The 12,650-nt window shown below is 41.2% G+C and carries 12 protein-coding genes and 2 tRNA genes; 5 read left to right on the top strand and 9 right to left on the bottom strand.

Annotated elements, in window-relative coordinates; all coding sequences use genetic code 11:
• Nucleotides 1–359: 359 nt before the first annotated feature.
• Together H9629_RS07995 and H9629_RS07990 are read left to right on the top strand one after the other, a co-directional pair.
• Nucleotides 360–1,682: a GGDEF domain-containing protein gene (locus tag H9629_RS07995; RefSeq protein ID WP_191730878.1), complete on the top strand. Its 1,323-nt coding sequence runs from the start codon at nucleotides 360–362 to the stop codon at nucleotides 1,680–1,682.
• 193 nt (nucleotides 1,683–1,875) lie between these two features.
• Nucleotides 1,876–2,637, top strand: coding sequence for a GGDEF domain-containing protein (locus H9629_RS07990; RefSeq protein WP_225215748.1), 762 nt, complete (start codon nucleotides 1,876–1,878; stop codon nucleotides 2,635–2,637).
• A 259-nt stretch (nucleotides 2,638–2,896) separates the two neighbouring features.
• Here H9629_RS07990 and guaA read toward each other — a convergent pair whose 3' ends face one another.
• Together guaA and H9629_RS07980 are read right to left on the bottom strand one after the other, a co-directional pair.
• Entirely contained in the window at nucleotides 2,897–4,465 is a 1,569-nt protein-coding gene (gene guaA, locus H9629_RS07985; RefSeq protein ID WP_064101707.1) for a glutamine-hydrolyzing GMP synthase, read from the bottom strand.
• A 191-nt stretch (nucleotides 4,466–4,656) separates the two neighbouring features.
• Nucleotides 4,657–5,019 (bottom strand): NirD/YgiW/YdeI family stress tolerance protein, encoded by a 363-nt coding sequence (locus tag H9629_RS07980; protein ID WP_191730877.1) that lies wholly within the window; start codon nucleotides 5,017–5,019, stop codon nucleotides 4,657–4,659.
• A 271-nt stretch (nucleotides 5,020–5,290) separates the two neighbouring features.
• Between H9629_RS07980 and H9629_RS07975 the strand changes: the two genes are divergently transcribed.
• Entirely contained in the window at nucleotides 5,291–5,929 is a 639-nt protein-coding gene (locus H9629_RS07975) for a DedA family protein (protein WP_064096932.1), read from the top strand.
• Between the two features lie 21 nt (nucleotides 5,930–5,950).
• Here H9629_RS07975 and H9629_RS07970 read toward each other — a convergent pair whose 3' ends face one another.
• The 5 genes from H9629_RS07970 to H9629_RS07950 form a co-directional block, all read right to left on the bottom strand.
• Entirely contained in the window at nucleotides 5,951–6,544 is a 594-nt protein-coding gene (locus H9629_RS07970; protein WP_064096931.1) for a hypothetical protein, read from the bottom strand.
• A gap of 197 nt (nucleotides 6,545–6,741) precedes the next feature.
• Nucleotides 6,742–7,134, bottom strand: a complete 393-nt coding sequence (locus tag H9629_RS07965; RefSeq protein ID WP_064101705.1) for a hypothetical protein — start codon at nucleotides 7,132–7,134, stop codon at nucleotides 6,742–6,744.
• Nucleotides 7,135–7,147: 13 nt separating this feature from the next.
• Nucleotides 7,148–7,984, bottom strand: coding sequence for a ParA family protein (locus H9629_RS07960; RefSeq protein WP_191730876.1), 837 nt, complete (start codon nucleotides 7,982–7,984; stop codon nucleotides 7,148–7,150).
• A gap of 96 nt (nucleotides 7,985–8,080) precedes the next feature.
• Complete coding sequence (locus tag H9629_RS07955) at nucleotides 8,081–8,473, bottom strand: SirB2 family protein (protein ID WP_064096928.1); 393 nt, start codon at nucleotides 8,471–8,473, stop codon at nucleotides 8,081–8,083.
• Nucleotides 8,474–8,482: 9 nt separating this feature from the next.
• Complete coding sequence (locus H9629_RS07950; RefSeq protein WP_064096927.1) at nucleotides 8,483–8,791, bottom strand: BolA family protein; 309 nt, start codon at nucleotides 8,789–8,791, stop codon at nucleotides 8,483–8,485.
• A 233-nt stretch (nucleotides 8,792–9,024) separates the two neighbouring features.
• On the opposite strand from H9629_RS07950, the gene H9629_RS07945 reads away from it, so the two are divergent.
• Nucleotides 9,025–9,097: transfer RNA gene (locus tag H9629_RS07945), tRNA-Gly, on the top strand.
• 48 nt (nucleotides 9,098–9,145) lie between these two features.
• Nucleotides 9,146–9,221, top strand: a tRNA-Gly gene (locus H9629_RS07940).
• 170 nt (nucleotides 9,222–9,391) lie between these two features.
• On the opposite strand, the gene H9629_RS07935 is transcribed toward H9629_RS07940, so the two are convergent.
• Both H9629_RS07935 and H9629_RS07930 read right to left on the bottom strand, forming a co-directional pair.
• Nucleotides 9,392–10,651: a capsule biosynthesis protein gene (locus H9629_RS07935; RefSeq protein WP_191730875.1), complete on the bottom strand. Its 1,260-nt coding sequence runs from the start codon at nucleotides 10,649–10,651 to the stop codon at nucleotides 9,392–9,394.
• 12 nt (nucleotides 10,652–10,663) lie between these two features.
• Nucleotides 10,664–12,640: a capsular polysaccharide biosynthesis protein gene (locus tag H9629_RS07930; protein WP_225215747.1), complete on the bottom strand. Its 1,977-nt coding sequence runs from the start codon at nucleotides 12,638–12,640 to the stop codon at nucleotides 10,664–10,666.
• Nucleotides 12,641–12,650 lie beyond the last annotated feature (10 nt).

Genomic DNA, 12,650 nt, shown 5'->3' with positions numbered 1-12,650 from the left:
AAGTATTCTAATGGCTACCCTATTTAAAATCTGAACGGCTAATACGATTTGTATTGTAAATACAAATACTTGAGTTAGCTTAAAAATTTTTGATGTAGCTACCTAGCTTAAGGAGATGATATGGGGTTATACAAAGAAGTATTGCGCAACCATGTTTCACGTGAAACGAATGAATAGTTTTTTAAAATTCTGGCAAATAAGATGATTTTTCATGTATTTCAAATACTTCCATTATTAAAAAACACAAATTTTGTTACGTTTTAAATGTAAAAACCTTCTGGATACCCAATTTTTGGGAGGTTATTTTTTATGCAATCACGGCATAATAGGCACCTATAAAAATAATACTGGACCAGGACATGTCTGCTAAGAATGAGAATATATATTCAACGACGAATGTATCTTTTCAAAATTCGACGACTGATAAATCACTAAAACTATCTGAATGTGATCTGAAAAACCGTCAGCTGATTGAACAGGCGCTGACAGATCCGCATGCCCGTATTCCTGCTCCATTTCAGCAATATTTCTATGATTATGTCTATACCCATAGTCATCAAAATTTGCGTCAAATTAACTATCTGGCGCAAATAGCATTTCTTCTGTATTTTTTTGCCGATATTCTGATTATTCCAGACATGTTTTTTATGTCCGGTCTGATACGTGTGGTTCTGGTTCTGGGCGCACTGTTTTGCTGTTATTACCTGTTTAAAAAATATAAAAACATTCAGGTTCTGGATAGAATCGTGCCTATAGGTACGACTGTGGCCGCAGCGGCCTGGATTGGCTTACTGGTACTTTCAAGTAGTCCTCATGTGGCCACCTATATTTATGCCTCTGCGATTTTTATTCTTGTCGCCAATCTCTGTATACAGACCCAGTTTAAAGTCGCGGTCTATTGCTCCATCTTGATTGCCCTGTTTATCATGCTGGGAGCCAACCAGTTAATGAGCACATCTCAAGCTTTTATTTTTGCAGTAGTTTTTAGTCCTCTCTGGTTTTTTAGTATCTATATTAACTGGAATAATATTCTAAATGTTCGACGTTCGTTTCTGCGTTCCCTACTTGACGAATGGAACTATCAAACCTTAAAAAATCTCGCACATACCGATGATTTGACCCAGCTATATAATCGTCGCCATTTTGTCGATATGGCTGAACGCTCAATTCATCAATGGCCTAAACATGCCAGTAGCTGCCTGCTGATGTTTGATGTTGATCATTTTAAGAATATTAATGATAGTTATGGACATGATGTCGGTGATCGGGTACTGCAACTCATTGCTGAAGTGACTCGTAAAGAAATGCGGTATAGCGATGTACTGGCACGTTTTGGCGGGGAAGAATTTATCGCCCTTCTGGAGGATACTCAGCTACAAGACAGTCTGGTGATTGCAGAGCGAATTCGCTGTGCTATTCAAAAGCAGTACATTTATGTCAAACCTAATCATGCCATCCGGTTTACTATTTCGATCGGGATAGCAGAACTGGAATCACATACCCAAACTCTGGAAGACCTGATCAAACAAGCGGATATTGCTTTATATCAGGCCAAAAAAACTGGACGCAACCGGATTGAAGTCTATCATCCCGACATACTGGATCAGGCCAAGCCTGCAACAGACAATCCCTGGAATGTATTTAAATCGAGCACTCAGCCAGTTCAATCAGCCACAAATTAAAGTTGAACCCAGTTTGGTTTGTTATAACAAGCCAAGCTCATCCTGAGAAGGATTAATCAGATATTTTTACCTGATCAAATAAATTTGTTTCTTCACTTTTAAAATATTTAACAAAAGAATAGAATATTTTTTATACAACTATATATAAATTTCATCTTATTCATTTTTATAAATTTTAAGTTGGGAAGGCTGCATGCCTCATGATTATGAAAAAGAATCTCGTAGTTTGATTCAGGAGGCTCTTCAAGAGCCTCTTGTTCGTATTCCTGCACCCTTAAAACCGGCTTATTATGCTCATCAAAAACAACTTACTTTAAAATACCTGTTACAGGTTAATTTATTTGCACAGCTGGCCTATGCATCCTATACCCTTGCCGATATTGTGGTACTCAACGATATCCTTACCTTGCTCATTTTGACCAAAATCAGCTATACCCTTCTGATCGTCATGGTGACGATCTGGATGTATCATTCTTACCGTAATCTGCCTGTCTTTGATCTGCTCTTGCCCACTTCAATTATTGGTGCAAGTGCCATCTGGTTCTTTAACCTGAATCAGTCCGAAAGTGCCTCTGTCCTTATTTATCAATATGCGTCCCTGGTCTTTATTGTGTTGGCCAATTTGTGTATACAGATCCGTTTCTGGCCGTCTTTGATTACTTCAGGTCTGATTACCCTGGTCATTTATCTTGGCGTATATTTCAATACCCATGCTGACCCGTATCAGATATTTTTATTTTCCTTGATTTATCTGCCGGTATTAACCTTCAGTCTTTATATCAGCTGGAACTCGACCTTAAAATCACGCATTGTATTCCTGCAATACACCCTGAATGAATATAATCGTCAGGCCTTTGAAAATATGGCACATACTGATTCACTCACTGGCCTGAACAACCGTCGATGTTTTGAATATCTGGCCCAACAGCTGGTACAGCAGACTGACCCTGATTAAACAGGCCGATATCGCCTTATATCAGGCTAAAGCCAATGGTCGGAATCGGGTTGAGACTTATGATCCAGATCAGATTTTAGATGGAGAGCTGCAAAACTGGCAAGTTAAACCGGCTTAAGTCTCTTATCTATTTAAAAAGTATAAAAAAAGAGCGCCTAAGCACTCTTCTTTAATTTGGAAAGTTTAGATTCCTAAACTGCCGCGAGCATAGCTCTTGGCGTAATTTAGGCGGACAGCAGTGCTGTCCGAAACCCCTAAATTACTCCCATTCAATTGTTGCTGGTGGTTTAGACGATACGTCATACACAACACGAGAAACTTCAGCGATTTCATTCATGATACGGGTCGAGATCTTATCGACTAAATCATAAGGAAGATGCGCGAAACGAGCCGTCATAAAGTCCACAGTTTCTACCGCACGCAGTGCAATCACCCATGCATAACGACGGCCGTCACCGACTACACCCACCGATTTCACTGGCTGGAATACTGCAAAGGCTTGAGCCGTTTTATCATACCAACCACTGGCACGCAGTTCCTGCATAAAAATATCATCCGCAAGACGTAAAATGTCTGCATATTCTTTCTTCACTTCACCCAGGATACGTACACCAAGACCTGGGCCCGGGAATGGATGACGATAGATCATGCTGTGTGGCAAACCTAAAGTTGTACCCAATTTACGTACTTCATCTTTGAACAGGTCACGTAATGGTTCAACCAGTTCAAACGCCAGGTCTGCCGGTAAACCACCCACATTGTGGTGCGATTTAATCACATGCGCCTTGCCCTGCTTGCTTGCGGCAGATTCAATCACGTCCGGATAAATCGTACCTTGAGCCAAGAATTTTACGCCATCTAATTTACGTGCCTCTTCAGCGAAGACTGCAATAAATTCACGGCCAATAATCTTACGTTTTGCTTCAGGATCAACCTCACCTGCAAGTGCAGTCAGGAAACGCTCTTCTGCAGCGGCACGAATCACGCGGATACCCATGTTATCTGCAAACATTTGCATCACTTGATCGCCTTCGTTCAAACGAAGCAGACCATTGTCTACAAACACACAAGTCAACTGATCACCAATTGCTTTATGCAACAGTGCTGCCACTACAGATGAATCCACACCGCCAGAAAGACCAAGTAATACTTTTTCATCACCAATCTGTTGGCGAAGCTGTTCTACACGTAGATCAATAATGTGTTCTGGTGTCCACAGACCGCGACAACCACAAATTTGATGAACGAAGTTCGACAGTAATTCTGCGCCTTTAGAAGTATGTGTCACTTCAGGATGGAACTGAATACCATAGAAACGGCGAGTTTCGTCAGAAACCATCGCAATTGGACAGCTTGGAGTTTGTGCAGTGATCTGGAAGCCTTCTGGAATACGGGCAACCTTGTCACCATGGCTCATCCAGACATGCAACTGGTTTTCACGGTCCTGTAAATTACCGATCAGCTTGTCACGTACGACAATATCTACTTCTGCATAGCCAAATTCGTGTACATGACCCGGCTCAACTTTACCGCCAAGCTGTTCGCACATGGTTTGCAGGCCATAACAAATACCCAATACCGGCACACCCAGTTCGAATACCACTTGTGGCGCACGCGGGCTGCCTTCTAGGTGAACACTCTCAGGTCCACCAGACAAGATGATACCGTTTGGATTAAATGCACGAATGTCTTCTTCAGACATATCATAGGCATACATTTCAGAATATACACCAGCTTCACGAACACGACGTGCGATGAGCTGACTATATTGAGAACCGAAATCCAGAATCAGGATACGATCTTCAGTAATTTGAGTATTGGTAGTCATGACGAACAACTATGAAAGGCAAACGAAAGATAAGCGCCGTATTCTAGCATTTTTCTTGCATTTAAGCACACTATTCCAAAGCGTTTAAATATTAAACAGTTAAGAAATTATAGAAATTGATGGCTTCATTTTTGGCTGGTTCACAGGAGAGCAGACTTCCGCTGCTTTCCTGTTCCAGCCAAATGAATGGTTTATTTCAGGTGTTCAATCTGAATCACTTCAATATCGGTGGGTTTATTGCGGTGCGTATCGACCTCGCCCCAGACTTTCACCCGGTCGCCTGCTTTGAGTTTTAATCTTTTCCAGTGGTCATCATCCACATCAATCATGATGCTGCCGGTTTTATCTTTTAATTCAAATTCATCACTTTGCGCTGCACGCTGTTTGACGATCTGGCCTGTTAAGGTCACGCCGGTTTCATCTTTCATTTTGTGTGCCTGAGCAATACTGACCACATTCTTTTTGGCTTCTGCCAGAACAGCCTGATCGGATTTAGCCCAAAGTGCCGGACTGGCAACTGCCAGAACTAGTGTCACAAGAATATATTTTTTCATATGTTTTGACCTGCTATTTTTATGATGATTCCATGATCTAAACAGAAAGCTGGAGCAGACGCCACAGAAGTTATGTAATACCATGATGACCTTGTGTAGTCTGCTCAGAAAGCTCCAATAAAAATCTGTAAATACGCTGATACATCCATTTTTAAAATGACAGGATTAGCCTGAAAGCAGAAAAATAAGCCGCAAAATAGTCGACTTTTATTACTGACTTTAGAGGTGATCGCTGTTAGGATTTGAGCACACTTTTGCTTGTACTGGGCTCATGGAACTGATTGATTTTATCTTGCATGTTGATGATCACTTGCTTGAATTTATCACCAATTACGGGATCTGGATTTATGCCATTCTTTTCCTGATTATCTTTGTGGAAACAGGTTTGGTGGTAATGCCATTCCTGCCCGGTGACAGCTTGTTATTTGCAGCAGGTGCTTTGGCAGCGTCTACAGGTGCGATGGATCCCTGGGTGCTGATTCCGCTCCTATTTGTTGCGGCAGTGCTGGGTGATACCCTGAATTATCACATTGGTAAATATATTGGACCTCGGGTGTTCGAGATTGAATCGCGCTTTATCAATCAAAAACATTTATTGGCGACTCAGCAATTCTTTGCCAGACATGGGGGTAAAACCATTATTTTTGCGCGTTTTATTCCTTTTGCCCGTACCTTTGCACCCTTTGTAGCCGGTGCTGGCAGCATGAATTACAAATATTTCCTGACCTATAATGTGGTCGGGGCATTTGCCTGGATTAGCTCATTTGTAATCTTGGGTTATATGTTTGGCAATATGCCGATTGTTAAAGACAATTTTACCTATCTGATTTTCGGCATCATTATTTTAAGTGTATTGCCAGGTGTGATTGGCTTTATTCAACAAAAGCTTAAAAAAAGTAAAACAGCTTAATATTTTTTATAGCCTGCGCATTTAATCCCACAGCTTGATCAGGAGTGGGATCAGACAAAGCAGGACAAACAGAGCCGCGCCTTTATAAATGAGGCCGGCTTTTATTTTTTCAGAATGACTGCTCAAAATTGCCTGACCAAAAATCATCCAGAAAACCCCTACAGGAATGGTACTCAAGCTAAAGGCAGCAAAAACCAGCACGAAGTTGGTCGGACTTTGCCAGGTTTCCATGGGTAAAATTCCTGAGGCCAACAGGGCTGCTTTAGGATTTTTTAAGGTGGCCCTAAACATTTGCCAGGGACGAATCTGGGGATGGTTCTTATTATAGCGCTCTAACTGTTGGGCCTTATATAAATGCAAGGTCATCCAGCCCACACAGATGGTACTCAGTACATAGACCACACCTTTAAAATTTGGCCAGATCGGTGAAGCCAGATGAATCAACAAAGCCCAGACATTAATGGCATAAAAATAGCCCATCAGAATGGCAGGAAGATAAAGACTGGTTTTGGGCCGTCCCTGCTGATAAGCGGAACTGGCCACCAGGGCATTGGCCGGCCCTGGAACCATCAGCACAGCAATAAGTCCTAAAACAAATAACCAATTTTCAATCATCGCGATGAACTATTCCGGGCCTATGTTCTAGCTTAATCAATATGCGAATATCATGACAAGCTTAAAAATTTCAGACTTCTATACAGGCCGGTCAATTTCACGTGAGTTTTATCTTAATTTAAACCGCTCTATTCTTGGTGAAAGCAATAAAAAATGCCGACCCGAAGTCAGCATTCATCCTTTTAATATAGAATGATTTATTTAGGTATCGCCTGCCGCACGATCATCGGGCAGTTCTTATAACGTGCAGCCTGGACAATCGCTTCCTGCTCGCCTAAAAGTCGTGCCAGTTCGGTTCTTTTGGTATCAGATGACTGTCCCATATTGACTGAGATACTCGGACCAATACCCCAACCACCGTGACTGCCCCAACCACCGCCAAGACCCACACCTACACCCATGCCAGTACGTTTCGGTGGTTCGACACCATTATCAATATACTGCTGAATACGGTTATATTCACCCTGTAGTTGCGAGCAACCCAAAGTCTGATACAGGGTTGGCGACACATAAGTCGGTTTTACCGTCGTTGCACAAGCACTGAGTAATGCAAGTGCAGCAATACTCAGGCCGATTTTCACAAGTTTCATAGCTAACTCGATCTTAATTCTGTTCTATCTCATTGAACAACGATTGATAGGCCTGAGTCAATTTATGATCAGTAGCCAAATGAATCAAAGGCAGATTTTTATGATGAGATTCTTTCATCAAGATCGACGGTGGCAACATACTGTCAAGCACCGGTAAGCCTTCATCTTTGAGCTGCTGTACCACTTCACGCGGTAATTTGGCCTGTGCCTGAAACTGGTTGACGACAATGCCTTCAATTTCCAAATTTTCATTATGGTCATCTTGGGTTTCAATCACATTTTCAATCAGGGTCTGCAGGGCGCGTTTAGAAAATACGTCACAGTCGAAAGGAATCAGCACGCGGTCTGCTGCAATGAGTGCGGAGAGGGTAAAGAAATTGAATGCAGGCGGTGTATCAATAAACACCCGGTCATAATGTCCCGACAGTTGTTGCAAGGCATCTCTTAACTTGTAAATCTTGTGCTTGGATTCCAGGGCATGAGCCAATGTCCCAAGTGTAGGGCTGGCCGGAATAACATCCAGATGCTTAAAAGAGGATTGATGCACATAGCTTTCCAGACCTTTGCTACGACTTTTTAAAATCGAGCCAATGGCATTGCCGAGCAGCCCCTTACTTTGCTGGTTGCCGAGTACATCTTCAAAATAGTTTTCGATATTCGGTTCGAGTGCAGGCTTGTCACTGGAATACGTCGCATCATCGCCTAGCACATACTGGCTGGAGTTAGCCTGCGGATCCAGGTCGATCAACAAGGTTCTTAAGCCCTGATATGCGCTGATCGCTGCCAGATTGACGGTAATACTCGACTTGCCCACCCCACCTTTTTGATTAAATACCACACGTGTACGCATGTCCCCTCCTGTCAATTTTTAATTACTTTTACTACATTTGTACTTTTTAATTATTCAGATGTAATGGCTATGCTGATCGTCATAGCCAGTCTATTTTTAGCCAAAATTCGGCTTGATCATCACCAGAGCCAGAATAGACACCAATGAAACCACAGCAATAAATAAGCCAGCCCGACGCTGTACCAGCAAAATCGAATCATCTTTTTTATAGGCTTTGCCTAGCGAGGACACCAGTACCAAAAATAAAATAACTTTGGCATAGAACCAGGGCTGCACATCAAAATCTTTAAGGAAAAGCGACACGATACCGGTCAGTACAATCACCGTGATGGCGAAATGCTGCAAAGCCACTAACACGGTGCGTGCTACCGGATTAGGCATATTTCCCTGGGTGCCGACAAACAAGGTCAAGGCACGGGCAAGAATGGCGACAATTGCCAATCCTGCTACCGACATATGGATAATCTTGACTAAAAGTTGGGTTTCCATCATTTCCTCTTAGTTTTTTGGTGCATGGGCACAAGCAGGACTGCTCGTATCCTGTCCTGTCCATTCTTCAGGTAAAAATGCATGAATCGCCAGCGCATGAATCTTGTCTTTCGACAGCAGATCACCCGCAGCAGCATAAACTTTCTGATGACGCTGGACGGGGCGCAAACCGGCAAAAGCCTGACTGACAATGACGGTTTTAAAATGCGATTCTTTTCCCGGGAAATAACCGCCATGGCCCGAGGACTCATTAACCACTTCCAAATAGGTTGGGGATAATTGTGCCAAACGGTCTTTCAGTTGTTGTTCTAAGCTCATGGCCGGACTCCAATTTTGAAAAATATGGTTTCAGTATACCTTGTTCTGCGAAGTATTTTGGCAGTCTATATGGGTGCAATCCGTTGATTGTGGCTAAGTTTTATAAACTACCAGATAAATATTGGCTATTTAATGTCTAATCCAAAGGATTTTGATTTTATTTTATGCAATTGATGCAAGATTTTTAACAAAGGTGTTGACCTCATTTTTGCATGCTGTATTATACACGGCATGCGGGAATAGCTCAGTTGGTAGAGCATAACCTTGCCAAGGTTGGGGTCGGGAGTTCGAGTCTCCTTTCCCGCTCAAAATTTTTTCATTTAGTTTTTTCATTTAAAAAACTTTATAGACTCCGCGGGAATAGCTCAGTTGGTAGAGCATAACCTTGCCAAGGTTGGGGTCGGGAGTTCGAGTCTCCTTTCCCGCTCCAGATTCTAAAAAAGCCCTGATTTTTCGATCAGGGCTTTTTTTTAAATTCTTTTCTGCTCTTCAATGAATTTCGGGCAAAAGTATTTTATTTAAGGATTTCTCTCAACAAGATTTCTAAAATTTCTAAATTTTACCAGTTAATTATATGAGCCATGAAGGCTCTCATCCCGATCAGATGGAAACAGGATTATTGACCGGCTGCATTTCTACATCTACCTCGATATGCGACAGATCATAGTGATCCATCCAAGGTGAAGCACCATAAAATGCCCCGTTTAATTGAGAATAATTAATCAGCTCTTCACGGAAGTAATTAAAATACACCTGATCCACCTTACCTGGATTCCTCCAGAATTTAGCCAGTGGCCGTTGGTTGGTCAGCTTAGGCAAGTTATAGAGTGCATAGCCCAATACCTTGACAGGAATATGGTGATACAAAGCCTGAATGCCTGTCGTACTATTTACTGCAACAAAACCCAGACTATTTTTTAATAGGGTAGGTAAATGAATATCACAAAAATAGTGAACACGCCCTTCAACATCATGAGACTTCACTAGCTTACGAATATAAGAGGCATAATTACGATAGCCACGATCCATCGGATGATGTTTGAGCACCAAATGATGATATGGATCTGCATGTTGTGCAAAATCCTGAATGACCATTTCAATGTACTTTTTCATGCATTTTAAATCAGAATGGGTACGAATCTGAAAGTCATTATGTACTTGTAGTGCAAAAACAAAATAACGTTTTTTATAGGCCTGTATAAATGCATTAAACTGTTTTTCTTCTACGAAAGAATTTTTAATCCGTCGCACACCCGACCAGACCCAATAATAAATTTCTGACCAGATACTCATCTGCCGATGATGTTTATAATGTGGGTATTTCCAGGAGAAAAGCAGCATAAATACATAATAGACCATGACACTGATCAGCATCGAACGATAACTATTATTGACTTCAGATACTTTTTTCACTTGGGTATTTTTAGGTTTTTTTGTTTTTAATTTTAAATGCGATAAGAAGTTGGAAAAGAAATTTACCCCATCTTGCTCAAACGTAATATAGTTCGGCCGAATATAGCCTTCCTCAAAAGCAAAAAAGTTAATTCGATGCTTTAAGGCAACTTTTTTTGCAGCTTGATGATACTTGCGACAGTCTCCAAAACAGACCACTGCATCAATCTCTTGAGACAAAAGCAAGTCTTCGATCCAGGCTGAAAAATCGGCGTAAGTACCTGTAAAATCAAAGTTGTATTCAAAAGAACGTGAAAAAAATTGATCTCCACCATTCAGATTCACTTTCAAGCATTGAATATCATGATCTTTGAGCCAGGCAGAAAAACGATTAAAAAAGTTTCCCATCGGCCCCTGTAATAACAGAACCCGTTCAGAAAGCAATAAACGATTCACATGAACTGACATAAAGAAATTAACCTATTTTTTTAACTTGTTATATAAATATAATAATACACGCTTATACTTATGATCATGAGCTACCGGTTGATCTAATTGACTTTTGATATAAGCGATCACATCCTCGGGACGCACCAAGGGAATACCCGATGCCCGAGTATTCGGTAAATTATATGTAGGATATTCTACTAGAGTTACATATAACAAAGTTTCCAAGCTTACATTTTTATTGTTGCGTCTTTGTGATGAATACAAGTCCTGTGTTAATCCCCAACCTGCATAAAATGATAAACCATAACAATAAACTTTTAAGCCTCGAATCAGGGCCTCAAAGCCACTGAGTGAGGTTATCGTATGTACCTCATCACAAATTTCAAAACATTCTAAAATAGAGGTGTTCAATTCAATTTGGTTAGCATAGGTTAACATGTCTTGGTCGGAAATTTTCCCGACCCGCAAACCCGTTTGTACATCTGGATGGGGTTTATAGATAATATAACTGTCCGGATGATCTTCCCGCACCTTTTTCAGCAAATCCAGATTAGTTTTAATCCCGATTCCACCTAGCTGAATTGACATATCATCTTCAACCTGCCCTACTACCAATAAAATGCGCGAGTGCTGAGGGCGTTTTAATTGTCTTGATTCCCCTACATTGTATTTTGAAATATTTAGATCAATCAACAATCTCTGCAAATGTTGTGCGCGTTTTATTTGTGAAGGATTCAACTCTATCTGATTGAGGAGCTGCTCAATACGGGATGGCTGTGTGGCATCATAATAAATCCCGATATCATCAAAAACCAGAGAGCATGGACGAATCAGCTTTGCACCCAGACCCACAGAACGAATAAAACCATCTTCAACTGTCGTGACCTGTTCATAGTTCAGATCTTTTAACTGTTTGGCTTTTTTGCCCCATGCCAAAACATGAGCATTTTTTTGAGGTTTGAAATAGCGTTGGAAATTTAGCTTAAGCTTAGGAAAAGCTAAATAAGCAGCAATAAAATTTTTCTTCCAGGGGCTAAACCCATAAGCTGTATAGGATGGAGCTAGGCGTTGCTGGAACTGAATATTTGGGATCAGCAACTCAAGGATTTCTTCTAGCTCACAACGCTGTGCTGTCACCGGATTAACATAACGGGCATATTGTAAATACGCACAGGCAAATAAATGCATTAAAGATTTAGCTTGAGAGCGCCTGCCATGCAGGATATGCAGGGGGGCATGCTGATCATCCGTAAGCCCCCAGCCCGCATACCACGGCACACCAAAACAGTGAACTTTTTTGCCACATAACAAGGCTTCGAAGCCCAGTTGTGAACTGACCACATAGACTTCGTCCATATGGCCCAATAATTCAATTGGATTATAAGCTTCCGTTAAGACCTGAATATTTGCAGATGCAAAGTCTTGCGGTTGAAAATGTGATTGTGCTTTACCTGCCAATACGTCTGGATGGGTTTTAACCCAAATCGTCGCTTCTGGATGATCTAAACAAGCTTGTACCAGCATGGTCTTAAAGGTTTCTGGCGTAGCACCTGCATATTTAATCGATTGATCGCCATAAGTTTGATCAATCACTAAGATATGTTGGGTATTTGGATTAAATTGAGCTGGATCTATGCTTTGGAATTTTTGATTATATTTGGTGATTTTATGACGCAGAATGGTCTGAATTGCGTGTTCAGCACGTAAGTTTAATTCTTCACTTTCAGGTTGAAAAATCAGTTGTTCCAAGTCTGAAGTCTGCAAGGCATCAAAATAAATTCCGGTTTCATCGACTACAAGAGAAAGAGGTGCGTAACCATCTTTACCTAAGCCGAGAGAACGGATAAATCCATCCTCTAAACAGAGCGCTTTTAAACCCTTTTTTTCGGCAAAAGTCTGAGCTTTAAAGAAGCTTTTTTTACGGCCCCAGCCTGTTAAAAGAAATGTATATGGTTGAAAAGTCGTTTCCCATACATGTAACTTATTTCGATAAAGAAAATTTCTCAAAGAGAATTGA

It is taken from the genome of Acinetobacter pecorum (genome assembly GCF_014837015.1).
In the GTDB taxonomy this organism is placed as follows: Bacteria; Pseudomonadota; Gammaproteobacteria; order Pseudomonadales; family Moraxellaceae; genus Acinetobacter; species Acinetobacter pecorum.
Note: the sequence above shows the minus strand (reverse complement) of the source record. Positions and strands in the feature narration are given on the sequence as shown.

Bases quoted from the DNA above. Each gene is read 5' to 3' on its own strand.
- H9629_RS07995 (WP_191730878.1), top strand. From the start codon at position 360: ATGTCTGCTAAGAATGAGAATATATATTCAACGACGAATGTATCTTTT.
- H9629_RS07990 (WP_225215748.1), top strand. From the start codon at position 1,876: ATGCCTCATGATTATGAAAAAGAATCTCGTAGTTTGATTCAGGAGGCT.
- guaA (WP_064101707.1), bottom strand. From the start codon at position 4,465: ATGACTACCAATACTCAAATTACTGAAGATCGTATCCTGATTCTGGAT.
- H9629_RS07980 (WP_191730877.1), bottom strand. From the start codon at position 5,019: ATGAAAAAATATATTCTTGTGACACTAGTTCTGGCAGTTGCCAGTCCG.
- H9629_RS07975 (WP_064096932.1), top strand. From the start codon at position 5,291: ATGGAACTGATTGATTTTATCTTGCATGTTGATGATCACTTGCTTGAA.
- H9629_RS07970 (WP_064096931.1), bottom strand. From the start codon at position 6,544: ATGATTGAAAATTGGTTATTTGTTTTAGGACTTATTGCTGTGCTGATG.
- H9629_RS07965 (WP_064101705.1), bottom strand. From the start codon at position 7,134: ATGAAACTTGTGAAAATCGGCCTGAGTATTGCTGCACTTGCATTACTC.
- H9629_RS07960 (WP_191730876.1), bottom strand. From the start codon at position 7,984: ATGCGTACACGTGTGGTATTTAATCAAAAAGGTGGGGTGGGCAAGTCG.
- H9629_RS07955 (WP_064096928.1), bottom strand. From the start codon at position 8,473: ATGGAAACCCAACTTTTAGTCAAGATTATCCATATGTCGGTAGCAGGA.
- H9629_RS07950 (WP_064096927.1), bottom strand. From the start codon at position 8,791: ATGAGCTTAGAACAACAACTGAAAGACCGTTTGGCACAATTATCCCCA.
- H9629_RS07935 (WP_191730875.1), bottom strand. From the start codon at position 10,651: ATGTCAGTTCATGTGAATCGTTTATTGCTTTCTGAACGGGTTCTGTTA.